Below are 23,731 nucleotides of genomic sequence, written 5' to 3'. Positions count from 1 at the left end.
GTCCGTTTGTTTTAACGCTCGATGTTCAGTTTTCAAGGAGCAATCTTGTCTTCGCTCTCGGCCTCGTTCTCGGCGGCCTCTCAGCGGCGACTTGAATAATATATCACAGGCGCCTAGGCGAATGCAACACCTTTTTCAAAAGAATTTTAAAAACCTGAAAATCGCTTCTATATCGCATGCCGGAGGCGGTTCGTCACGTGCAACGCATCCCTCTAATCAGGCTTTCCTCTATATAGAAGGTTCCTGCAGAATCAGGTCCCACGACGGACAAAACGACCAATCCCTGTCTAAAGGGGATATCGTGCAAACGGGACGCATACACATATAAGCTGATACGCCGACTCGCTCCCATTCCGACGCATCGTTCCCCTACATGTGCCACATATAAAAAAGCCAGCCGCCTCCAGGCGACCGGCTCTCCATTTATTCCGGTTACTCCCCGCGCATATGCGGGAAGAGCAGCACGTCGCGAATGGACGGCGCGTCGGTCAGCAGCATGATCAGACGATCGATGCCGATGCCAAGACCGCCGGTAGGCGGCAAGCCGTACTCAAGCGCGCGGATGAAGTCCTCGTCGAGATCCTGCGCCTCGTCGTTGCCCGCTTCCTTCTCCACCAGCTGCGCTTCGAAGCGCTGGCGCTGGTCGATCGGATCGTTCAGCTCGGTGAAGGCATTGGCATGCTCGCGGGCGACGATGAATAGCTCGAAGCGATCCGTGAAGCGCGGATCTTCGGCGTTCTTCTTCGCCAGCGGCGAGATCGCCACCGGATGCCCGGTCACGAACGTAGGCTGAATAAGCGTATGCTCGACAAACGTCTCGAAGAAGGCGTTCACGATATGGCCGAACGTCATATGAGGCTCGACCGGTACCTTGTGTTCCTTCGCCAGACGATGCGCTTCCTCGTCGCTCATATCGACCGTGAAGTCGATGCCTACGGCCGTCTGGATCAGCGAGGTCATAGACTCCCTGCGCCAAGGCGCGGACAGGTTGACTTCCTGCCCTTGATAGACGATCTGCGTCGTGCCGAGCACCTCTTCCGCCAGATGAACGACAAGGTCCTCCGTCAGCTTCATGATATCCTTGTAATCCGCATAAGCTTCATACAGCTCAAGCATCGTGAACTCCGGGTTGTGGCGCGTCGACATCCCTTCGTTGCGATAGACCCGTCCGATCTCATATACCTTCTCCAAACCGCCGACGATAAGCCGCTTCAGATGAAGCTCGATCGCGATCCGCATGTACAACTGCATGTCGAGCGCATTGTGGTGCGTGATAAACGGCTTGGCGGCCGCGCCGCCGGCGATGGCGTGCAGCGTAGGCGTCTCGACTTCGAGATAGCCGCGTCCGTCCAGATAACGCCGCATCGACTGGATGATGCGCGAGCGCGTGATGAACGTCTTTTGCACGTCGGGGCTGACGATCAGGTCTACGTAACGCTGGCGGTAGCGCGTCTCCACGTCCTTAAGGCCGTGGAACTTGTCCGGCAACGGCAGCAGCGACTTGGTCAGCACGGTCAGCTCCGATACCTTGATCGAGGTCTCCCCGGTACGCGTCTTGAACACCGTACCCTTGATGCCGATAACATCGCCGATATCGAGAATGCCGAACGCCTTATACTGGTCCTCCGGTACGGAATCCTGACGCACGTAGATCTGGATCTTGCCTGTCAGGTCCTGAATATGCGCAAAGGAAGCCTTACCCATCGAACGCTTCTGCATGATGCGTCCCGCTACGCTAACTTCTTCGGCAAGCTCGTCCAGCTCTTCCGTCGACTTGGCGTCGAGACGCTCGAGGATGTCGCCTGCGGCAGCCGTTCGTTCGAACTTCGTGCCGAACGGATCGATGCCCAGCTTCCGAAGCTCGTCCAGCTTGCCCCGGCGGATCTGCAGCATCTCGCTGAGTTCGGCGGCGGTCGGTTCGGCACTTCCTTGTTGTTCCAAATCTTGACTCATGATGTACACCCTTTCCTTACTGAATATCCGTCAGAACGCGGGCCACCCCTCTTCGTTCAAAAAAGCTTCCGCTGCCGGAAGCTTTTTCGCGCTCACAGATGGCCTTTTCGCTTGCTTGGCACGGAGCCCCGCAGCAGATTACCTTTTGATATCTACAATCTTGTATTGAATAATGCCCGCGGGTACGCTGACTTCGACGGTCGTGCCTTTCGACTTGCCGATGATCGCGCGTCCGACAGGGCTCTCGTTGGAGATCTTGTTCTTCAGCGGGTCGGATTCGGCCGTGCCGACGATCGTATATTCAAGCGTCTCGTTGAATTCGAGGTCTTCGACGACGACGGTGGAACCGATGCTCACGGTATTGAGATCGATCTCGTCGTTGTTGATGATGCGAGCGTTGCGCAGCATCTTCTCTAGCGTGATGATGCGGCCTTCAATGAATGCCTGTTCGTTCTTGGCATCTTCGTATTCCGAGTTTTCGCTGATGTCGCCGTAACCGATTGCAACCTTGATCCGCTCGGCTACCTCGCGGCGCTTGACGGACTTCAGGTTCTCCAGTTCCTCTTCGAGCTTCTTGAGCCCGTCCGGGGTCAGAAGCACTTCTTTTTCGCTCATCTCACCGATCTCCTGTCGAAGATATGATATCCATGCCGGGCATGAAGGCTTGCTTGCGGAGGCTGCGCCGCGAATAGCGCGGCGGGTCGCACACCTTGAATACAGTTATATGGCGAATTGCCGCCGACATGACTGGGAATGACCCGGCCAGCCGCGGCAATTTCGACCGTCTTGCGAATATTGCTTAGAATTATATTTCAACCCCTATTAAATGTCAATTAACAGGAATCGGACTTGAAATCAATGCACGACGGCGGGTATGTCCTCGGTCTGCACGGCGGCTTCGAGGTCGGCCAGGGACTCTACGTATTCGTCGAGCCTGCGCGCTACGTCGGCGCGGCGCGTCATTTCCATGAGCTCGGTTTTGACGCGCGCGGCATCCGGCAGACCCTTGAGATACCAGGCCAGATGCTTGCGCATCTCGCGTACCGCCTGCCCCTCGCCCTTGAGGTTGATCAAACGGTCCATGTGCAGCATGGCGATCCGCATTTTCTCTCCGGGATTCGGGTCGGGAAGCTTCTCGCCCGTGGTCAGATAGTGAACCGTACGGTACAGCATCCACGGATTGCCCAGTGCGCCGCGACCGATCATAACGCCGTCGACGCCCGTATGGGCGAGCATGCGCTCCGCGTCCTCGGGCGAGAAAACGTCCCCGTTGCCGATAACCGGGATGGAAACGGCTTCCTTGACGTCCTTTATGATATCCCAGTTCGCGTAACCCGTATACAACTGTTCCCTGGTGCGTCCGTGCACGCTGACTGCAGCGCCGCCGGCGCGTTCGACAGCGCGGGCATTTTCCACTGCGTAGATGTGCTCGTCGTCCCAACCGATCCGCATCTTGACCGTCACCGGCTTCTCCGCCGCATCGACCGCATACGAGACCATCTCGTAGATCTTGGCCGGATCGAGCAGCCATCTGGCGCCTGCGTCGCACTTCGTGACTTTTGGCACGGGGCAGCCCATATTAATGTCGATAATGTCGGCGTTCGTGTTCTTGTCGACGAACTTGACCGCCTCGACGAGCGACTCGCGGTCGCCGCCGAAAATCTGCAGGCTGAGCGGCTTCTCCCGCTCGTCGACGAACAGCATTTCGAGCGTCCGCTGGTTGCCATGCAGGATCGCCTTGTCGCTGACCATCTCCGCGCACACGAGACCGCAGCCGAATTCCTTGGCGATCAGCCGAAAAGCGGGGTTGCAAACGCCGGCCATCGGCGCCAGAACCACGTTGTTATTCATCTCCACATTGCCGATCTTCAGCATGCGATTATCCCTCCTAGAGGCCGTACCGCTCCAACCCGGAAGCCAGGCGGCGAATGCCTTCCCTCTCAAGCGTATCCGGCCCGAGCTGCGCTTCCCAAGGGAAAGCTTCGCCGGGCGTCCACACGTCCCTAAGCGGCGCAAGCACGAACGCCCGCTCCCCCATGCGGGGATGCGGGAGCGTCAGCTCGTCCGTCTCGAACGTCTCGTCCTCGTACGACAGCAGATCCAGATCGATGACGCGCGGTCCCCAGCGGAACGCTCGGACCCGGCCCATCTCAAGCTCGAGCGCGAGCAACGCTCTCAGCAGCTCAAGCGGCGGCAGGCTCGTCAATAGCGCCGCCGCCATATTCAAAAAATTCGGCTGGTCCGTATAGCCGACCGGGTCGGTCTCGTACACGCCGGACACGCGCTCCACCCGGATGCCGGGCGTCTCGTTCAAGCGGCGCAGTGCCTCCGCGAGAGACCGCTCCCGGTCGCCAAGATTGGCGCCGAGCGCCATATATGCCAGCTTCATCATCGTTCAGTCCTTCTTATGCCCGCGGACGGCATGCCCGCTGCTTCGGTCATCTGGCGCGCGTGAGCTCGACCGTGACGCCGTCGAACGTAATGTCGAAGGGCGGATTCGGCTTCGTCACGCCTACCGTGACTTCATGGATTATAGTATACGTACCGAGTACCGCCGTTGCAATGCTCGCGGCCAGCTTCTCGATAAGCTTTACTGGCGGGCCTTCCACGATTTCCTTGACCAAGGCGTGGACCTCCGCGTAGTTCACCGTATCGGCGACGTCGTCGCTCTCGGACGCGCGGCTCAGATCGAGCTTCATGTCGAGATCCACGTAATACTTCTGGCCGAGCTTGTTCTCTTCCGGGAATACGCCATGATATCCGAAAAAAACCATGCGCTTCAGCTTCATCCTATCCATTCGTTCGTCGCTCCTTTAAGGTGTCCGGCCGTATAAACCTGCTTGACGGTATACGATCGCGTCCGTCATCGCCGCCACCCGCTTCATGGCCCGCACGTCGTGAACGCGCACGATCTGACAGCCCTGCGCGATGCCCAGCGATGTCGTCGCGCCGGTTCCTTCGACAACGTCGTCTACCGGCAGGTCAAGCGTACGGCGAATGAATGTTTTGCGCGAAGTCGCCAGCAGCACCGGATAACCTAGCGCGTTCAACTCGCCGAGCCGGCCCATCAGCTGCAGGTTATCCTCGTAGTCCTTGGCGAAGCCGATGCCTGGATCGAGCCAGATGCGATCGTTCGGGATGCCGGCCGCCTGGGCCAGCGCTGCGCTCTCCCGCAAGTCGGCCAGCACGTCGGGCACGAATTCGCGGTAATCCCGCTGCTTGCGGTTATGCATCAGGATGATCGGAGCGTTGGCGTTGGCCGCCACCTGCGCCATCCGCGGATCGTGCTTGAGGCCCCAGATATCGTTTAAAAGGTGGGCGCCTGCCCCGAGCGCGAGCTCGGCCGTGTCGGCCCTGTACGTGTCGACGCTGATTGGCAGCGGAACCGCCCTGCGGACCGCCTCGATGACCGGCAAAATCCGCCGCTGCTCTTCTTCGGCCGTCACGGGATCGTGCCCCGGACGCGTAGACTCGCCGCCGATGTCGATCAAATCCGCGCCTTCTTCGGCCATCTCGACCGCGCGGCGCACCGCCGTCTCGACCGAGTCGAACCGGCCGCCGTCGGAAAACGAGTCGGGCGTCACGTTCAAAATGCCCATAATTAAAGTCCGTTCGCCGAGCGCGAGCTCGAGACCGTCGTCAAACCGGTAGCGTCTATGATAAATGACAGGATTCATGCTTCATCGCCTTTCTCCGCGGCAGCCCGATAATCCGCCATCAGCCTGCGGGTCCACGGACCCGGGGCTCCGGCAGCATGGGCCCCGGCGGAATTCGATGCGAGGCGGCCGGAGCCGCTTGCAAACCGACCGTCCGGCTCCTGGACTGCGACGACCGGCACGATCTCCTGAATCGAATTGGTCACGAAGCACTCGTCCGCCCGTAACAGGTCGTCCCAGGCATACCTGCCTTCGTGACAAGCAAGGCCCGCTCGGCGAGCCTGATCCAGCACGTAAGCTCGGGTCACGCCCGCAAGCGGCCCCGAGTCGAGAGACGGCGTGTACAGCGCCCCGTCCCGCAGCCAGAACACGTTGCTCACCAAGCCTTCGACGACCTCGTCCCGCTCGTTCAGGAACAACCCTTCGGTGCTCGCCGAAGCGCCGCCGGCCTGAAGCTCCCGCTTTGCCGCGATATTGTTCATATAGTGGAACGACTTGAACCGTTCCCCGCCTCCCTCCGGACGCGTCCGCCGAAGACGCAGCAATCGCAGCGTCTTGCCCTGCCGCGTAGCTGGATCGTCCGCCGCGAGCGGCTTGGCGTAGACGATCTCGCGCGGCGCGGCGTATTCGCCCGCGGGGAGTCCGACCTCGCCGCTACCGGCGGACACCGACCAGCGGATATAAGCGTCGGCGAGGCCGTTCGCCTCGAGCAACCGCGCCGCGCCGGCGGCCATCGCGTCCGGATCCGGCCGGTACGAGATGCCCAGCGCTCCGCAAGCATCGGCAAGCCGCTCCGCATGCCTGCGCAACAGCCATGGACGGCCGCCGTAAGTGCGGAACGTCTCAAACAGGCCCATCCCATACAGGAAGCCGTGATCGTAGACTGAGATCACGGCTTCCCGGCTATCCATCAATTGTCCGTCCAGCAGCAGCTTCATTGCCGCAAGCCCGATTTGTAGTTCAGGAAGTTCTGCAGCAGCGTGCGGCCATGGTCCGTCATAATCGACTCGGGATGGAACTGCACGCCCTCGACGACATATTCCTTGTGCCGCAGCCCCATGATCTCGCCGTCCGTCTCCGCGCTGATCTCCAGGCAGTCCGGCAGCGTATCGCGCTTCACGATAAGCGAGTGGTAGCGCGTCGCAGTGAACGGCGAAGGCACGCCCTCGAAAATCGTGCGGCCGTCGTGCGACATCTCGCTCGTCTTGCCGTGCATAAGCTGCGGCGCGCGCACGACGTCGCCGCCGAAAGCCTGTCCGATCGACTGATGTCCGAGGCATACGCCGAAGATCGGAATCTCGCCCTTGAAGCGGTCGATCAAGGACAGGCTGACGCCCGCCTCGTTCGGCGTGCAAGGACCCGGCGAGATCAAGATGTGATCTGGCTTAAGCGCGGCGATGCCGTCAAGGTCGATCTCGTCATTGCGCTTCACGACGATGTCTTGTCCCAGCTCGCCCAGATACTGCACCAGGTTATAAGTAAACGAATCGTAATTGTCGATGACCAGAATCATGCCCAGTCCCCCTTCGCGTCGGCTCCCGTCCCGTCCGGGCTGAGCCGCTCCCCGTACTGTACAGCCTTCCAGAGCGCCTTGGCCTTATTCAGGCATTCGTAGAACTCCCGCTCGGGATCGGAATCGATGACGATGCCGGCGCCTGCCTGGATATGGCACAGGCCGTCCTTCGCCACCATCGTACGGATAACTATATTAAATTCCATATTCCCCGCGTAGTCAATCCATCCGATCGAGCCGGTATAGGCGCCTCTGCGCACGGGCTCGAGCTCCTCGATGATCTCCATCGTGCGGATCTTGGGCGCGCCGGTGATCGTGCCGCCGGGAAACGAAGCCGCCAGCACATCGAGACCATCCTTGCCCGCCGCGATCCGTCCTTCGACCTGCGACACGAGATGCATCACATGCGAATACCGCTCGATCGTGAGCAGCTCCGGCACGTGTACCGAACCAAAGGCGGAGATGCGGCCGAGGTCGTTGCGCGCCAGATCGACAAGCATGATATGCTCGGCCCTCTCCTTCACGCTCGACAGCAGCTCGTCCGCCATCGCCGCATCCTCCTCAGGCGTGCGCCCGCGCCTGCGCGTGCCGGCGATGGGCCGCATGCTGACGCGCTCTCCCTGGCGCTTGACCAGGAGCTCCGGCGACGCCGAGACGAGACTGAAGCCGGGCAGCCGCAGCAAGCCCATGTATGGAGAGGGATTAATGAGGCGCAGCCACTCGTAGAGCGCTTCGGGGGTGGCCGTCACCGGCATCGTTTGCCGGAGGGACAGGTTCACCTGGAAAACGTCGCCTTGCCCGATGTACTGCTGGATCCGTCGTACCGCCCGCTCGAACGCTTCCTTGGAAAGGGAGGTGCGGAGCCCGCGCGCGAACGCCTCGACGTCCAGGGCCAGACCCTCCTCCGCAAGCATGCCGCGCGCAGCCGCCAGCGCTGTCGCTGCCTGGGGCTCCGCGGCAGCCGCAACAATCCGGTCCCAATCCGCCTTCATCCGCGTCGCATGCGCGCGCGCCGCGTCGTAAGCGGCCCCAACCGCAGATTCAGTCCCATGCGCATCGCCCAGGTCCGCATGAACGGCAAGGTACAGATCGCCACTCTCGTGATCGACGATCCACAGCTCGTCGATCAGCAGAAACGCATAATCCGGCAGCCCGAGCTCGTCTGCCGCCGTCTGCGGCAGCCGCTCGAGCGAACGCGCGACGTCGTAGCTCCAATAGCCCACGGCGCCGCCCGTGAACATCGGCAGCCCCGTGTCCGCCGGCGTGCGATAACGGCCCATGACCTCGCGCACGACCGAGATCGGGTCCCCGCTCAGCCGCTCCGCCTCCCCGGCTACACCGCCGCCGCAGTGCCTGAGCTCGGCATGATCGCCCCGCCCGATCAATACCGCGCCTGGCCGGATGCCAAGGAACGTATAGCGGCCGCCTTTGCCGCTCTCCAGCACGAAGGCTTCTTCGCCCGCCGCCTCCCAGGCGCCGCGCCAGAGCGGGACGCGATCTTCGCCCGCTGCCAACGCATGCTTCTCTATATAAGGCAGACGGTTATATCCATCGGCAGCCTCGCCGGCATCCGCCCGCTCGCCAAGCCACGTCCGCCATTTTTCCAACGATATCCGCGCTTCCAACTCCGCATATCCCCCTCGGAAGCTCTCTCGCCGACAATCGGACCGCGCCGCTTCCTATTCTTCACTAAAGTATACAAACAATCGCATGCCGAGGATAGAGCGGCCGCCCTTCCGCACGAGAAACTTTCGACACCTCCGAATCGTCTCTAAATATGGGTATACAAGGATGCATGATAAAAAGGGAGATGATGTGCGCATGCTTATGAAAAATAAAATTCGGATGTTCGGGCTCGCCCTGCTGCTGGCGGCAGGCACCGCTGCGACGTCTAGCGGATCAGCGGCTCAGGCGGCAGCGGCCCCCAAGCCCATCAAACTCGTCGTCAACGGCAACGAGATCGCCGCCGGTACGGCGGCGCCTTATCTCGACGCCAGCGGCAGCGTCTTCGTACCGCTGCGCATGGTCTCGCAGCTGCTCAAGTCCTATGTCGACTGGGACGGCAACAAGAAGCTCGTATCCGTTTATGCCCCCAACCGTACCGTGAAGCTGACGCTCGGCAGCAAGACTGCGCAGCTGAACGACAAATCCGTCGCATTGAACGCCCCCGCTCTTATGAAAAATAACACGGTGTACGTGCCCGTACGTTTCGTCGCGCAGTCGCTTGGCGCCGAGGTAAAGTGGCAGAGCGCGCAGCGCACGGTGACGATCGACGACGGCGATCCGTACGCGGTCGGGTACGCCATTACGATGACGCCGTCCATGTTCTGGCTCGACAGGAAAACCGGCGACCTGTATCAGTCCGATCCGTCCAATAGTCCAGCCGTAAAGACTGGCAAGCTCGATTTTGAACAGCAGGAGTACTTAAGCCTGTCCGTCGACAAGCTCGGTACCGGCGGATTCGTCGTGACGGTGTCCGATATATACGGCGAACCGCACATCAACGTTAACTACACGACCGCTTACGTCAAAAACAAGAAGCTTGCCGATCAGGCTACGGTCCATTACTGGCAGCGCATGACGCCGAATATAACGACCCTTGGCAATCAGCCGGTACTGACGGACGGCAAGACGCTTCGCATCCTCAACGCGGACGGCAGTACGGACAAAACCTACGACCTGACGAAGCTGGGCGGGTTGGACGAGGTTTACGGCGTGGAGGGCATTGGCGCAAACTACCTGCTCATCAGGCCGAACAGGACTGGCTTGCTCACGTTGGTCGACCCTAAGACGGGTAAAAAGAAGGAACTTTACGAGCTGCTCGACCCGGCGGATCAGGAATACGCCAAGCTGAACGACGTTCCCTACCACGGCGACACGTTCACGGTAGAAGGCGAGCATGACGGCGTCATCGATCTAGATTACACTAGCATCAAGAACGGCCAGCATCAGAAGCTTACGGTTAAAATCAAAGATTGGCTGTGAATCGCTAGACGAGCGCCATCTTTTTCGGATGCCCCGCCCCCAGGCGGGGTTTGTTACTTTTCGGACGATAACGGGTATGTGACGGCAGATGGATACGAAGGAGCGCTGGCACCATGAGCAACCAGGAAGACAGTCCGGCAAAGAGACCCGTCGTCGCCTTAACGGGGGCGAGCGGCTATATCGGCGGCAACCTGCTCCGGCGCTTGACGTCTTTCGCCGACGTGATCGCGCTATCCCGAGGCGGCGGAAAAGGGCGGGAGACCGATCCGCATACGAGCTGGCGCTCGTGCGATCTGTTTTCCTTGATTGACGCTGAGCGGGGATTGGCCGGTGCGGACTATGCTGTTTACCTGGTCCACTCCATGCTCCCGTCGGCCAAACTGACGCAAGCCCGGTTCGAAGATATGGACGTGCTGCTCGCCGACCACTTCGCCCGGGCCGCCAGCAAAAACGGCGTGCGCCAAATTGTGTACCTGAGCGGCATCATTCCGCCGAATGTGCCGCCCGGCGAGCTGTCCCGCCATCTGCGAAGCCGGCTGGAGGTAGAAAAGGTGCTCGCCTCCTACGGCGTACCCGTGACGACGCTGCGGGCCGGCTTGATCGTAGGTCCCGAAGGCTCTTCTTTTCCGATCCTGCTGAAGCTGGTGCGCCGGCTGCCCGTCATGATCCTTCCCAAGTGGACGCGCACGCTTACGCACGCAATCGCTCTACCCGAGGTGCTGGATGCCTTGACCGCGACGATCGGACGGACCGACCTGTATCGCCGCGCGATCGACATCGGCGGACCCGATGTCATGACCTACAGGCAAATGCTCAGCCAAACGGCGGACACGCTGGGCAAGAAGCGCGTCTTTATTCCCTTTCCCGCCTTCTCCGTTTATTTATCCCGCCTGTGGCTTGCGCTCATTACCGGAACGCCCAAAGAGATGGCCTATCCTTTAATCGAAAGTCTGGTTCATCCGATGGTTGCAAGGGATGAGAGGCGTGCGCGCGGAATTGGGGAGGGCGTCATTACGTTTCGCGAGGCGGCAAAAGACGCAATACGGGAAGAGGAGAAAAGGAAGTCTGACCGCGATTCGACTGAGGGGAAACAGAAACGGAAGCCCGGGAAAGCTGCGCGCGCCGCCAAGTCGGACGTCCGCTCCGTGCAGCGCGTCAGGCTGCCCGCGGGAATGGATGCCGATGCTGCCTCGAAGTCTTACCTCGGCTGGCTCAATCGGGCGGCCGGGCCGCTGATCCGGGTCATTCACGATAAGAAGGATATTTATCGGATTCGCGTCGCCGGCCGAAAAGCGCCTCTGCTCGAGCTTACGTACTCCGAGGAGCGGAGCTCGCCGACCCGGGCATTGTATTACATCACGGGCGGCTCCTTTTCGAGCCGGAAGGAGACGCATCGCGGACGCCTGGAATTTCTGCAGGTTCCGGACTCCGACGAATGCATTATCGCCATTCACGACTATTTGCCGGCGCTGCCCTGGTTCCTCTACAAGTATACGCAGGCCAAGATTCATTTGTGGGTCATGTATGCGTTCAGGCGTTATTTGAAGAAACGAATCCGGTAGTCTTTTCGGTCAACACGCTGCGGCGGACGTTCTACTGCCTGCCCGTTCTACCGCCGAGATTCCGCGCGCCCGCATAGCCGCCTTCGCCCGCGCCTATACTACGGTGGATAAAGCCGGCGTCAATGGCGCCGGCCAAAGGAGGACGACGCGATGGCAGAACGGGCGGTGCTCGCCTACTTCAACACGCCGGACCAAGCCAGACAGGCGCTGGAGGGGCTGAAGTCTCTGCGCCTGATCGAGCATGGGATCGACCGGTTCGACGGGTATCCCGGCGCAGGCATGGAGCATCTCGATCAGCTGGGCAACACGGTCGCCGGCACGTTCCGCGGACTCGGATTCATCACGCTCGGCGGGGACTTCGACAATCCCGACGCCGCCGTATTGGCCGCAGCCAGCGTCAGCGCCAGCGGGATGAGCTCTGGCGGGCCGGACAACCGGGTGACGGGACGCGATATTCTGCTGACGGCCATCGTCGAAGAGGACGACTACGACCGGGCGGTCGCCATTTGCCAGGAAGCGGGCGCTCTATAAGCGGGAACGGGGGGCAACGAGCCCTCCGTTTTTACTTTAGCCGGCAAATAACGATGCCACGCATCGCTATTCCATCGCATTCCCGCAGCTTCGGTCAAATAACGATGTCGTACATCGCTATTCCGTCAGATTCCCGCATCTACGGCTCAATAACGATTTCGCACATCGCTATTCCGCCAGATTCTCGCATCTACGACTCAATAACGATGCCGCACATCGCTATCCCGTCGCATTGTCCTGCCGCCAACCGGAAAACGCAAATATCCGGCCGCCCCAAAAGGGACGGCCGGATCGTCGGCCGACAACATTAGTTGTCGAAGTTGAACAGCGGCGTGCTCAGGTAACGTTCTCCGTTGGACGGGACGACCGCGACGACGCGCTTGCCGGCGCCAAGCTCCTTGGCTACTTGCAGTGCTGCGAAGATGGCCGCGCCGGAGGAAATACCGCAAAGGATGCCTTCCTTCTTGGCAGCGGTGCGCGCCCACTCGAACGCATCTTCGTTCTCGACGGCGATGATCTGGTCGTAAATCTCGCGGTCCAGGATCTCAGGCACGAAGTTCGCGCCGATGCCTTGGATCTTGTGCGGGCCCGCCTTGCCGCTCGACAGCAGCGGAGACGCCGCAGGCTCGACGGCGACGATCTTGACGCCCGGGAAGTTGTCCTTCAGCACCTTGCCGGCGCCGGAGATCGTGCCGCCCGTGCCGATGCCCGCCACGAACGCGTCCAGCTTGCCGTCCAGCGAGTTGATCGCTTCGACGATCTCGGGTCCCGTCGTCTCGAGGTGGATCTTCAGGTTCGCCTTGTTCTTGAACTGATCGGCGAGGAAGTAGTCCGGGTTTTCCTTGAGAAGCTCTTCCGCTTTCTTGACGGCGCCGTTCATGCCTTCGGAACCGGGGGTCAGTACCAGCTCGGCGCCATAAGCGCGAAGCAGGTTGCGACGCTCAAGGCTCATCGTCTCAGGCATGACGATAACCGCGCGGTAGCCCTTCGCTGCAGCGACGAGCGCGAGGCCGATACCGGTGTTGCCGCTGGTCGCTTCCACGATCGTGCCGCCCGGCTTGAGCTTGCCTTCTTTTTCGGCTTCTTCTACGATGCTGATGGCGATCCGATCCTTGACGCTAGCGCCCGGATTCTGATATTCGACCTTGACGTAAACCTCCGCGCTGCCTTCAGGTACGATGCGGTTCAGACGGACAAGCGGCGTATCCCCGATCAGGTCCGTGATATTCTGCACGATTTTTGCCATGGCGAATGATTCCTCCTCGAATAATGGCGGACGGCGTCGTCCATTCATCTATTTCCGACAATTTCAGTAGGCTTTTATCTTTTCTCATCTTATCAACGTTGCACAGGATTGTCAATAGAAGGATAATCCCCTGTAACTAATACTGGAGCGCCCCGTCCAGCAATTTGGCGCCGAACTTGTCCAGCAGCGACTGCTCGACTTCGGACAACGGCGGCGATACCGACAGCGCGTATTCGCGCTTCGCCGCCTCCCGATCCGGCTGCGCATCCTGTTCCCCCGCGCCTCTCCGGCCTTCGACGAGCACGATCTCGTAGCCCGCGTCCGTCCGGATCGGCCCTGCCGCTTCCCCGATCTCCAGCTTCGCTGCCGCCGCCAACAGCTCGGGCGCGACAAACGGATCGTCGGACTCGACCCAACCGAGGCTGCCGCCGTCCGCCGCCGTGTCCGCATCCTTCGAGTTCGAGGCAGCCAGCTCCGCAAAGTCCTCGCCTTGCCCGAGCAAGTCCACCAGTTGCGCGGCGTCCTTCTGCCGCTCCACGACGATATGGGAGAGCTTCAGCTCTTCCTTCGGTGCGAATTCCTCCGGGTGGTCGCTCATGTACTGATCCACGTCCGCGTCCGTCACCTCAACGCCGCGTATCGCGAGCGCTTCAAGCTGCAATTTATAAAGGATATCCTCGCGCACATCCTCGCGTGTCATGCCAAGCTGCTGCTGCCGGGCGTCATAGAAGGCTTCCAGGCTCCCGTAACCCTCGCTCGCCTTGCGAAGCTCCCGGTCCTGCGACGCCTCCGAGATCGAGATGCCCGCGGACTGCGCTTCCTTCTGGACGGCCAAGCGGAGCATCATCAGCCGCAACGTCTGCTCGCCGTATGAATTAAGCAGCGCGTCGAGCAGCTGCTTGCGAGTGATGCGCGTATCTCCTACGATTGCCACGGTATCGCCCGCTCCTCCCGGAGCCCCCGACATTGAACCGGATGGGATCGGCTCGGTACCGGATGGCTCCGCCGTAAGCGCCGGCTTGGCCGTACAACCCGCCTCGGCAGCCAGCGCCCACGTGAGGGCAAGCAGAACGATCGGCTTCCCCAGCCGTTTCGTCCGCCACATGGCCGTATCCCTCCCTCTGCTATATTAAGAAGTCGCGCGTTCCAGAATCTCCCGGAGCTGCTCGCCGTCGAACGAATAAGATTCATTGCAAAAATGACATTCGACCTGCGCCTGGCCGTCCTCTTCGATCAGCTTGCGCAAATCGGCCTCGCCCATGCTGACGAGCGTGCGCTCAACGCGCTCGCGCGAACAGCCGCAGACGAACTTGGGCTCAATCGTATCGTGAATCGTCAGATCGTCGCCAACGAGGAACTTCAAGATTCCTTCGGCCGTCTCGCCTTGATCGAGCAGCGCGGTAACGTGCGGCATCGCCGAGACGGCCTGCTCGAGGCGCGACAGCTGCTCGTCGGTAATATTAGGGAGCACCTGGATGACGAAGCCGCCTGCGTGCAGCACAGCGTTGTCGGTATCGACGAGGACGCCGAGCCCTACGGCGGAAGGCGTCTGCTCCGATGCCGCGAAGTAATAAGTAAAGTCTTCGGCCAGCTCGCCGGAGATGAGCGGCACGCTGCCGCGGTATGGCTCCTTAAGGCCAAGATCCTTGGTCACATTAAGAAAACCGGTCTTGCCTACCGCGCCCGATACGTCCAGCTTGCCCAGGCTGTTGCTGGGCAGGTGCGTATGCGGATAGTCGACGTAGCCTTTGACTTCGCCGGCGGCGTTGGCGTCGGCCACGATCTGGCCGATCGGTCCGTCGCCCTTCACTTGTACGGTGAGCTTCTCGTCTCCCTTAAGCATGAAGCCCATCATGGCCGCCGCCGTAGCGGTCCGGCCGAGCGCGGCCGAAGCCGTCGGAAACGTATCGTGCCTGCGTTGAAGCTCGCGCACGAGCTCGGTCGTCTTCGCGCCGAAGACGCGTACGGCGCCGCCCCATGCGGTGCCTCTGATCAGTTCGTCCGTCACTTCATCCGCTCCCTTGCTCTTGTTGTTGTAGCCGGCCGGCTTGTCCGGCCCGGCTGAGATTTCTATAGGTTGCGTTCGTAAATGATTCTTAATCCTTCCAGCGTCAGCATCGAATCGACCGCCTCGATCGTCTCCGACTCGCCTGCGATCAGCTCCGCCAGGCCGCCCGTCGCGATGACGCGCGGCGTGCAGCGCTGCTCGGCGCAAATTCGTTTCACGATGCCGTCCACCTGGCCGGCGTAGCCGTAGATCGCGCCGGATTGGATGGCGGCGACCGTATTGCGGCCGACGACCGCCCGCGGCTTGGCCAGCTCGACGCGCGGCAGCCTGGCGGCGCGCTGGTACAGCGCTTCGGCCGAGATGCCGATGCCCGGCACGATAACCCCGCCGAGATAAGCGCCCGCCGGGTCGATATAATCGAAGGTCGTCGCCGTGCCGAAGTCTACGACAACCAGCGGCGCGCCATAGTGCTCGATGCCGGCGACCGCGTTGACGATCCGGTCGGCGCCGACTTCCTTCGGATTTTCGTACCGGATGTTGAGGCCGGTCTTGATGCCCGGCCCGACGACAAGCGCGTCGCGGCCGACGTACTTGGAGAACAGCCGCTCGAGCGTAGGCATAAGCGGCGGCACGACACACGAGACGATGACGCCGTCGATCTCGGCGGCCTGGATGCCCGCAATGCTGAACAGGTTGGTCAACATGATCCCGTACTCATCGACCGTCGCCGAGCGGTTCGTGCTGAGCCGCCAATGATAGAGAAGCTCCGAGCCCTCGTACAGGCCGAGCACGATGTTGGTGTTCCCGACGTCGACGACCAGAATCAAGAGACTTCCCCCTTCTTGACCTCGTTCAGGTCCAGGCTGATGTCCAGCGCGTTGAACGAGTGCGTGAGCGCGCCTACGCTGATCACGTCAACGCCGGACGCCGCCACCTCGCGCACCCGCTCCGGACGAATGCCGCCGGATGCTTCCAGTACGATGTGAGGCGCGATGGCGCGCAGCTCGACTGCAGCCGCGGCCATCTGCTCGGGCGACATATTGTCGAACATGACGACGTTCGCGCCCGCGCGCGCCGCCTCGATGGCCTGCGCAAGGGATTCGGCTTCCACCTCGATCATCATCGTGTGCGGAATGCGCGACTTCGCGGACGCGACGGCGGCGGAGATGCCGCCGGCCGCCTTAATATGATTATCCTTGATCATGACCGCATCGTACAAGCCGAAGCGGTGATTGCTCGCGCCGCCGATGCGCACGGCGTACTTCTCCAGCGTGCGGTGGCCCGGCGTCGTCTTGCGCGTATCTGCGATGCGCGCAGGATAGCCTTCGGCTGCGTCCACGTAGACGCGGGTCTTGGTCGCGATGCCGGACAGCCGCTGCAGCAGGTTCAGCGCGAGGCGCTCGCCGGTCAGGATGCTGTGCGTAGCGCCCTCGACGACCGCGAGCACGGTGCCGCGCTCGACGGGATCGCCGTCATGCGCGCGCGACTCGATCGCAAGCGAAGGATCGATCACGCCGAAGACGAGCCGCATGAGCGGCATGCCCGCCAGCACGCCCGCTTCCTTGGCGTGAATAATGCCCTTCGAACGGTGTCCGGCCGGCACCGTCGACATCGTGCTCACGTCCCCGCTGCCGATATCCTCGGCCAGCCAGGCCCTAAGCTGCGCCTTGACGGCGTCGACCGCGGGTCCCGCGATCTCCCAGTCCTTTTCCGATTCAAACATCGCCTATGAACTCCTCTCCGATGCCCCGTTCTCTGTGCATCAGCGTGTGCTTGCGCCAGAAAAGATCGTCCTTGTCCGGGAAGTCCTCCCGGTAATGCGCTCCGCGGCTCTCTTCCCGCATGAGTGCCGCCTCCATCATCAACGTCGCGCAGGTGAGCAGGTTCGCGTACTCGAATTCCTCGCGCGTCGTCATCTCCGTCTGGTACAGCGGCGACTGGCGGCGCAGCTCTTCGAGCCCCTTGGTCAGGCCGTGGGCCTCCCGCCTGAGACCGGCGAAGCGCACCATCAGCTTCTGCAGCTTAAGGCGACGTTCCGCCATCTTGCCTGCAGGCGCGCCGATCCGTTCGGATGCGTAACCGGTACGCGCCTCGATCGCAAGCGGCGGCAGCGAGCGGATCCGCTCGACGATGCGGCGGCCGAACACGATCGCTTCGGACAGCGAGTTGCTCGCCAGCCGGTTCGCGCCATGCACGCCCGTCGACGATACCTCGCCGCAGGCGAACAGACGGGGAATGCTCGATTCGCCGTTCATATCCGTGCGGACGCCTCCCATCATATAATGGGCAGCCGGCGCCACCGGAATCCAGTCCGTCGTCATGTCCAGGCCGTAATTCAGGCAAAACTCGTAAATATTCGGGAACCGGTGCTTGATCAGGTCCGGCGTCTCGTGGGTAATATCGATATAAACGTAAGTCGACTTGGTCAGCTCCATCTCGCTCACGATCGCCCGCGCCACGATGTCGCGAGGCGCCAGCTCGAGCTGCGGATGATACTTGTCCATGAAGCGCTCGCCGCGGATATTGCGCAAGACGGCGCCTTCGCCGCGCACTGCCTCCGAGATCAGGAAACGCGGCGCGCCCGGGTAGCACAACGATGTCGGGTGAAATTGGTTGAACTCCATGTCGCGGATGACCGCGCCGGCGCGATAAGCCATCGCGATCCCGTCACCCGTCGCCACCTCGGGATTCGTCGTATAGCGATACAGCTGCCCGGTACCTCCCGAACAGAGGATGGTCGCCGCTCCCCGCACGATTACGCGCGAGCCGTCAGGCTTCAGCACGAGCGCGCCGACGCACTCGCCTTCCTCGGTCAACAGATCGAGCACGAAGTGGTCGTCCCAGACCTCGATATCGGGCACGCTCTGCACCTTATCCGCGAGCGCGCGAACGATCTCGTAGCCTGTCGCATCGCCGTTGGCGTGCAGGATGCGGCGCTGGCTATGCGCCCCTTCCTTGGTCAGGGCGAGGTGTCCGTCTTCCTCGTCGAAGTGCGTGCCGTACTCGATCAGCTCCTGAACGCAATCCGGGCCTTCGTGCACCAGCACGTCCACGGCCCCGGGGTCGCATAGGCCCGCGCCTGCGATCAACGTATCCTGGCGGTGGAATTCCGGCGAATCGTCTTCAGAGATGACGGCCGCGATGCCGCCCTGCGCATAACGCGTGTTGCTGTCGAACAGCGACTTTTTCGTGATCATGAGGACGCGACGGTCCTTGGCCGCCTGAAGCGCCGTGAAAAGGCCCGCGATCCCGGCTCCGATAATGATCATGTCCGTCTGTACGGTCTCAAGCTCCGCCGGATCGAAATCGACGATATAACGTGGTATCATGGCCCTCTGCGACTCCCCGCCTGAAGTTATTGGTCTCTCTCGGTTACTTGACGAGCAGCATGCGCTCGAGCGACAGGCGCGCCTTGTCGGCGACGTCTTGCGGCACGTGGATCTGCGGCTGCATCGTTTCGAGCGCCTTGACGACTTTCTTCAGGTTGTTGACCTTCATATTCGGACAGACGAGGAACTTGCTCGCAAAATGGAACGTCTTGTCCGGGCTGTCCACCCGCAGCTGGTATCCCGTACCGTCCTCGGTGCCGACGATGAACTCCTTGTGGCTCGACTCGCGGCAATACTTCAGAATGCCTGTCGTGCTGCCGACGAAGTCGGCCAGCTCGACGACTTCGGGACGGCATTCCGGGTGTACGACGAACTGTGCGTTCGGATACTTCGCCCGCATCTCGTATACGTCTTTGACCGTCAGCATGTCATGCGTGTTGCAGTAGCCTTCCCAGATGATCATCTTCTTGTCCGTGTGCTGCTGCACGTAGTGGCCCAAGTTTTTGTCCGGGCACCAGATGACCTCGTCGCCTTCGACCGAATTGACGACATTGACCGCGTTCGCCGACGTGCAGCAGATGTCAGTCTCGGCCTTCACGTCCGCGGACGAGTTGATGTAGGTCACGACCGTGGCGTTGGGGTGCTTAGCCTTCAGCTCCCGCAGGCCGATCGGATTGACCATATCCGCCATCGGACAGCCCGCGCGCTCGTCGGGGACGAGCACGGTCTTGTGCGGCGCGAGAATCTTCGCGCTTTCGCCCATGAAGTGCACGCCGCAAAACACGATGACGTCCGCGTCGGTCTGCGCGGCCTTCTGGGCGAGCAGGAACGAGTCTCCGCGGAAGTCGGCCACCTCTTGAATCTCGTCGCGCTGGTAATAATGAGCCAGAATGATGGCATTGCGTTCCTTTTTCAACTGCGCCAGGCGCTCGCGCAGCTCGCGGTTCTGCTCCGCTTTGCGTTCAAGGGCTAAAGCTTCCATGGTGAGTCTCCTCCTGCGGCGTTTACGCCTGGGTATGATTAATTGTGAAAATAAGCACAAATTAGGCCGCTTAACAAAAACGGGTTGCCAAATTTCGCAACCAACGTCAGTGAGTCAACAATAAATTTACACTTGCCAGGGGGCACTGTCAATGAATGTTCACAGATTTCCGCAAGAAGTTTTCCGCGTAATTATCGGCTTTCCCGGGCGCGGGAAACAAGCGGGAACACGCGTTCCTCCGCGCCTTCTACGCTGTCGGCCGTAAAAATCCTGCGTTATAAGCATTCGTCGGTTTGCAAGCGCATTCATTTGTCCATTTCCGCAACCTGGTTCCTTTTTTTGTCTGGAACGGAACCTATTGGCCCGTAGCGGTGTCTAATCGATGGAGGTGTTGCGAACTTGGAAGAAACCCACTGGTCCTATGCTGAGAATATGGACGCCGGCGGGCTTCGCGAGCTGATGCGGCTATACGGTTCAGAGGTTTGGAACCTGGCCTTCGTGCTGACCAAGCGCAGAGATCTGGCAGACGATGTATCCCAGGATGTATTCTTCGCCGCCTACCGGAAGATCGATACGTTCCGCGGCGCTTCCTCCGTTCGCACCTGGCTGCTGTCGATTACGCGAAACGTACGGGACCCCGGATACGCTGTTGTTGGCAGACGATCAGGTATGGATGCTCATGCAAAGGTACATCAATCCAGGCGGCGAATGGGCAGCGTACGATAGGCTTAGCGGACAAGCAAGTACTGAGCGAGCGATTGTGCAAGCGGATCGGATCACGGACCGGATATACGAGCGAAGCCGTTTTAACATCGACGGTCTCGACTATCTCGGTTGGGCGCAAAAGTTCCTTGTACTGTCCTCCGGGACGCTTTTCTATGACGGAGTTTCTGGAACAAAGGGGTTCATACAATCCATGTCACCGCAGTCTTTAACACTGTCCGGTTACCAGTACGCTTATCCGAGTGTAATAAAGCTATCCGCTTCGATTGTGTTTACAAAGGACGATCAAGCTTATGCTACGCCCGATGAAGTTAAAGTCGGTCTGACGCAAGACGAAGTCATCGCCAAGCTTGGTCTTCCTAACGCACGTACGGAAACAGCCTGGAGTTATCGAGTTGGCGATGGCCTTCGCTTCCAGCTGCTGTTCGAAGACGGCAGGGTGCGTTTTATCTCGCTGATCAAGACTGACTAGAGGCATTTAGGATCAACACAGCCGCCAGCCCGACGCACAAGCAAAAACCCGCGATCCAGCTGCAGTAGCAGCTGATTCGCGGGTTTAATTGTATAACAGTTACTTCGGCTCATTGTCCTCGTCATTCCGTTGATCCGGATTCGGAGGGGTCTGATTGGCATTCGTCTCTTCGTCGCGCGGGGTGATGCGGACGCGGACGTTGCCGCCAAGCGTGTCGATGGTCGGCTCAACGCCGGTCGGCTCGCTGCCGGAATCGCCGCCGTCGCCATCGTTCGCGGCGTTGATGTCGCCCTTCTCGATGAGCGCTTTGATCTGCTCCAACTCGAGCGTCTCTTGCGAGAGCAGCGTATTGGCGAGCAGATGAACCTCGGCGCTCTTCTCGGTGAGCAGCTTCTTGGCGCGATCGTAACAAGACTGGATGATCGTCTGCATCTCTTGGTCGATCTCGTACGCGATCGCATCCGAGTAGTTCTGCTCGTGACCGATATCGCGGCCAAGGAATACTTGGCCTTGGGTCGCGCCGAACTGCATCGGCCCAAGCTTGTCGCTCATGCCGTATTCCATGATCATGCTGCGCACGATGCCCGTCGCTTGCTTGAAGTCGCTGTAAGCGCCGGTGCCGATCTCGCCGATGAACAATTCCTCGGCGACGCGGCCTGCAAGCAGGCCTGTGACCTTATCCAGCAGCTCTTGCTTCGTGACCAGCATGCGGTCTTCCTTCGGCAGCATGATGACATAGCCGCCCGCGCGCCCGCGCGGAATGATCGTCACCTTGTGCACCATGTCGGCGTGCTCCAGGAAGAAGCCGACGATCGTGTGGCCGGACTCGTGATAAGCGACGATACGCTTCTCGCGCTCGCTGATGACACGGCTCTTCTTCTCCGTACCAACGATAACGCGGTCGATCGCTTCGTCGACCTCTTGCATCGCGATGTCCTTCTTGTTCTTGCGCGCTGCGAGGAGGGCCGCTTCGTTAAGCAGGTTCTCCAGATCGGCGCCGGTGAAGCCGGTCGTCCGCTTGGCGATCGTGCCCAGCCTTACGTCCTTGTTCAGCGGCTTGTTGCGCGCGTGAACCTTGAGCACCGCCTCGCGGCCCTTGACGTCCGGACGGTCGACCGTAATCTGACGGTCGAAGCGGCCCGGGCGCAGCAGCGCGGGGTCGAGAATGTCGGGACGGTTGGTCGCTGCGACGATGATGATGCCTTCGTTCGCGCCGAAACCGTCCATTTCCACGAGCAACTGGTTAAGGGTCTGCTCGCGCTCGTCGTGTCCGCCGCCGAGACCTGCGCCACGCTGACGGCCGACGGCGTCGATCTCGTCGATGAAGATGATACAAGGCGCGTTCTTCTTCGCATTTTCGAACAGGTCGCGGACGCGGGATGCGCCGACGCCGACGAACATTTCGACGAAGTCCGAACCCGAGATGCTGAAGAACGGCACGCCGGCTTCGCCCGCTACGGCGCGAGCCAGCAACGTCTTACCGGTACCCGGAGGGCCTACGAGCAGGACGCCCTTCGGAATGCGAGCGCCCAGCGCCGCGAACTTGCGGGGATCCTTCAGGAATTCGACGACCTCGACGAGCTCCTGCTTCTCTTCGTCCGCACCAGCTACGTCCTCGAACGTCACGCGCTTTTTCTCTTCATTATAGAGACGGGCCTTGCTCTTGCCGAAATTCATCACCTTGCCGCCGCCGCCCTGCGCCTGATTAATCAGGAAGAAGAACAGGATGAACATAATGACGAACGGTATGATGGAGGTGAGGAACGTCAGCCAGAAGCTCTCGCCCTGCATCGCCTTGTTCTTAAGTTCGAAGCCTTGCTCCACCGCCGCGGCGTTGATCGTCTCGGCGTCGCGCTCGGTCTGAATCCGAGTCGAGAATGCTTCGCTCTTGTGGCCTTCAGGCGCCATGTCTTTCTTGAAATGGCCGGTCAGCAGATAGGTACCGCGGTTGACCTGCATCTCGAGGTCCTGAATGGTCTTCGACTGGATCGCAGTCATGAGCTGGTTGTAGGTGAGCGGCTCGGTCGTCGTATTCTTGCCGATAAAGAATTGAACGATGCCGACGGTCACCAAAAATATAAGCAAATAAAATCCCGTATTCCGGATAAACCGATTCATCCCTGACCTCCTCCCGACACGCTTTCATCATTTTACCATAGCCTGTCTCGGTATCTCAATAAAACGCGCGGCTGCGCGGAAAAACCATCGGAAGGCTGCAGTACTCAGCGGTTCGAGTAAATTTCTTCTTTTAGAATACCTACATATGGGAGATTACGGTAGTGCTCGGCATAGTCGAGACCGTAACCGACGACAAAAGCATCGGGAATGCTGAATCCGGTATAATCGGCGTTCAGGTCGACGGTGCGGCGGCCCGGCTTGTCGAAAAGCGCGACGACCCGGACGGACTTGGCATTGCGCCGCTCAAGCACGTCTATCAGATAGCTGAGCGTGAGGCCGCTGTCGATAATGTCCTCGACGATCAAGATATCGCGTCCTTCGACCGAATTGTCCAGATCCTTGACGATGCGGACTTCGCCGCTGGAGCGGGTCGAGTTGCCGTAGCTCGATACGGCCATGAAGTCCAGCTCGATCGGAATCGTAATGTTCTTGGACAGATCGGCCATAAAAATAAAGGCGCCCTTCAACACGCAGATTACCAGTGGGTTGCGCCCCTCGTAATCGCGGCTGACGGCGGCTCCCAGTTCCCGTACCTTCGATTGGATCTGCTCTTCCGAGTAAAGTACTTCTTGAATGTCATTCTGCAACGATGG

Annotated in this window: 23 protein-coding genes; 5 read left to right on the top strand and 18 right to left on the bottom strand. The window is 60.4% G+C overall.

Annotated features, from left to right (window positions below; all coding sequences use genetic code 11):
- Positions 1 to 432: 432 nt before the first annotated feature.
- The 9 genes from lysS to ACFOTD_RS20915 form a co-directional block, all read right to left on the bottom strand.
- A complete protein-coding gene (gene lysS, locus ACFOTD_RS20955) occupies positions 433 to 1,953 on the bottom strand; it encodes a lysine--tRNA ligase (RefSeq protein WP_378121880.1) in 1,521 nt (506 codons plus the stop codon).
- A 138-nt stretch (positions 1,954 to 2,091) separates the two neighbouring features.
- On the bottom strand, positions 2,092 to 2,568 hold the full coding sequence (greA, locus tag ACFOTD_RS20950) for a transcription elongation factor GreA (protein WP_090117794.1): 477 nt from the start codon (positions 2,566 to 2,568) through the stop codon (positions 2,092 to 2,094).
- A 240-nt stretch (positions 2,569 to 2,808) separates the two neighbouring features.
- The gene (dusB, locus tag ACFOTD_RS20945; RefSeq protein ID WP_378121879.1) at positions 2,809 to 3,828 is read right to left on the bottom strand and encodes a tRNA dihydrouridine synthase DusB; all 1,020 of its coding nucleotides are present in this window, start codon (positions 3,826 to 3,828) and stop codon (positions 2,809 to 2,811) included.
- Positions 3,829 to 3,841: 13 nt separating this feature from the next.
- On the bottom strand, positions 3,842 to 4,345 hold the full coding sequence (gene folK / locus ACFOTD_RS20940; protein ID WP_378121878.1) for a 2-amino-4-hydroxy-6-hydroxymethyldihydropteridine diphosphokinase: 504 nt from the start codon (positions 4,343 to 4,345) through the stop codon (positions 3,842 to 3,844).
- Between the two features lie 46 nt (positions 4,346 to 4,391).
- Complete coding sequence (gene folB, locus ACFOTD_RS20935; RefSeq protein WP_378121877.1) at positions 4,392 to 4,751, bottom strand: dihydroneopterin aldolase; 360 nt, start codon at positions 4,749 to 4,751, stop codon at positions 4,392 to 4,394.
- A 15-nt stretch (positions 4,752 to 4,766) separates the two neighbouring features.
- Positions 4,767 to 5,630 carry a dihydropteroate synthase gene (gene folP / locus ACFOTD_RS20930; protein ID WP_378121876.1) on the bottom strand — a complete coding sequence of 288 codons (864 nt, stop codon included), beginning with the start codon at positions 5,628 to 5,630 and terminating at the stop codon, positions 4,767 to 4,769.
- Positions 5,627 to 6,547: an aminotransferase class IV gene (locus ACFOTD_RS20925; RefSeq protein WP_378121875.1), complete on the bottom strand. Its 921-nt coding sequence runs from the start codon at positions 6,545 to 6,547 to the stop codon at positions 5,627 to 5,629. Before ACFOTD_RS20925 ends, folP begins: the two co-directional genes overlap by 4 nt.
- Entirely contained in the window at positions 6,544 to 7,122 is a 579-nt protein-coding gene (gene pabA, locus ACFOTD_RS20920) for an aminodeoxychorismate/anthranilate synthase component II (RefSeq protein WP_378121874.1), read from the bottom strand. The genes ACFOTD_RS20925 and pabA overlap by 4 nt, the downstream gene beginning before the upstream one ends.
- A complete protein-coding gene (locus tag ACFOTD_RS20915) occupies positions 7,119 to 8,747 on the bottom strand; it encodes an anthranilate synthase component I family protein (protein WP_378121873.1) in 1,629 nt (542 codons plus the stop codon). The genes pabA and ACFOTD_RS20915 overlap by 4 nt, the downstream gene beginning before the upstream one ends.
- Positions 8,748 to 8,943: 196 nt before the next feature.
- On the opposite strand from ACFOTD_RS20915, the gene ACFOTD_RS20910 reads away from it, so the two are divergent.
- From ACFOTD_RS20910 to ACFOTD_RS20900, 3 genes are all read left to right on the top strand, one after another.
- Positions 8,944 to 10,107 (top strand): copper amine oxidase N-terminal domain-containing protein, encoded by a 1,164-nt coding sequence (locus tag ACFOTD_RS20910; protein WP_378121872.1) that lies wholly within the window; start codon positions 8,944 to 8,946, stop codon positions 10,105 to 10,107.
- A gap of 113 nt (positions 10,108 to 10,220) precedes the next feature.
- Entirely contained in the window at positions 10,221 to 11,669 is a 1,449-nt protein-coding gene (locus ACFOTD_RS20905; RefSeq protein WP_378121871.1) for an NAD-dependent epimerase/dehydratase family protein, read from the top strand.
- 150 nt (positions 11,670 to 11,819) lie between these two features.
- A complete protein-coding gene (locus tag ACFOTD_RS20900) occupies positions 11,820 to 12,200 on the top strand; it encodes a hypothetical protein (RefSeq protein WP_378121870.1) in 381 nt (126 codons plus the stop codon).
- 307 nt (positions 12,201 to 12,507) lie between these two features.
- Here the strand turns inward: ACFOTD_RS20900 and cysK are convergent, their stop codons facing one another.
- The 7 genes from cysK to nadA all read right to left on the bottom strand — a co-directional run bounded on the left by cysK (position 12,508) and on the right by nadA (position 19,765).
- Entirely contained in the window at positions 12,508 to 13,446 is a 939-nt protein-coding gene (gene cysK, locus ACFOTD_RS20895) for a cysteine synthase A (RefSeq protein WP_090117803.1), read from the bottom strand.
- Between the two features lie 136 nt (positions 13,447 to 13,582).
- On the bottom strand, positions 13,583 to 14,551 hold the full coding sequence (locus ACFOTD_RS20890) for a peptidylprolyl isomerase (RefSeq protein ID WP_378121869.1): 969 nt from the start codon (positions 14,549 to 14,551) through the stop codon (positions 13,583 to 13,585).
- Between the two features lie 24 nt (positions 14,552 to 14,575).
- A complete protein-coding gene (gene hslO / locus ACFOTD_RS20885) occupies positions 14,576 to 15,454 on the bottom strand; it encodes an Hsp33 family molecular chaperone HslO (protein WP_378121868.1) in 879 nt (292 codons plus the stop codon).
- Between the two features lie 62 nt (positions 15,455 to 15,516).
- Positions 15,517 to 16,281, bottom strand: coding sequence for a type III pantothenate kinase (locus ACFOTD_RS20880; protein ID WP_378121867.1), 765 nt, complete (start codon positions 16,279 to 16,281; stop codon positions 15,517 to 15,519).
- On the bottom strand, positions 16,278 to 17,177 hold the full coding sequence (gene nadC / locus ACFOTD_RS20875) for a carboxylating nicotinate-nucleotide diphosphorylase (protein WP_378121866.1): 900 nt from the start codon (positions 17,175 to 17,177) through the stop codon (positions 16,278 to 16,280). Before nadC ends, ACFOTD_RS20880 begins: the two co-directional genes overlap by 4 nt.
- A complete protein-coding gene (gene nadB, locus ACFOTD_RS20870) occupies positions 17,170 to 18,783 on the bottom strand; it encodes an L-aspartate oxidase (protein WP_378121865.1) in 1,614 nt (537 codons plus the stop codon). The genes nadC and nadB overlap by 8 nt, the downstream gene beginning before the upstream one ends.
- Positions 18,784 to 18,826: 43 nt before the next feature.
- Complete coding sequence (gene nadA, locus ACFOTD_RS20865) at positions 18,827 to 19,765, bottom strand: quinolinate synthase NadA (RefSeq protein ID WP_378121864.1); 939 nt, start codon at positions 19,763 to 19,765, stop codon at positions 18,827 to 18,829.
- Between the two features lie 399 nt (positions 19,766 to 20,164).
- On the opposite strand from nadA, the gene ACFOTD_RS20860 reads away from it, so the two are divergent.
- Positions 20,165 to 20,491: a sigma factor gene (locus ACFOTD_RS20860; RefSeq protein ID WP_378121863.1), complete on the top strand. Its 327-nt coding sequence runs from the start codon at positions 20,165 to 20,167 to the stop codon at positions 20,489 to 20,491.
- Between the two features lie 190 nt (positions 20,492 to 20,681).
- Positions 20,682 to 20,960: a hypothetical protein gene (locus ACFOTD_RS20855; protein ID WP_378121862.1), complete on the top strand. Its 279-nt coding sequence runs from the start codon at positions 20,682 to 20,684 to the stop codon at positions 20,958 to 20,960.
- A gap of 99 nt (positions 20,961 to 21,059) precedes the next feature.
- Here ACFOTD_RS20855 and ftsH read toward each other — a convergent pair whose 3' ends face one another.
- Together ftsH and hpt are read right to left on the bottom strand one after the other, a co-directional pair.
- A complete protein-coding gene (gene ftsH, locus ACFOTD_RS20850) occupies positions 21,060 to 23,078 on the bottom strand; it encodes an ATP-dependent zinc metalloprotease FtsH (protein WP_378121861.1) in 2,019 nt (672 codons plus the stop codon).
- Positions 23,079 to 23,182: 104 nt separating this feature from the next.
- Positions 23,183 to 23,725 carry a hypoxanthine phosphoribosyltransferase gene (gene hpt / locus ACFOTD_RS20845; RefSeq protein ID WP_378121860.1) on the bottom strand — a complete coding sequence of 181 codons (543 nt, stop codon included), beginning with the start codon at positions 23,723 to 23,725 and terminating at the stop codon, positions 23,183 to 23,185.
- Positions 23,726 to 23,731: the final 6 nt, after the last annotated feature.

This window comes from Cohnella sp. GCM10012308 (assembly GCF_042649185.1).
GTDB lineage: Bacteria > Bacillota > Bacilli > Paenibacillales > Paenibacillaceae > Cohnella.
This window is presented reverse-complemented; position numbering and strand designations above follow the sequence as displayed.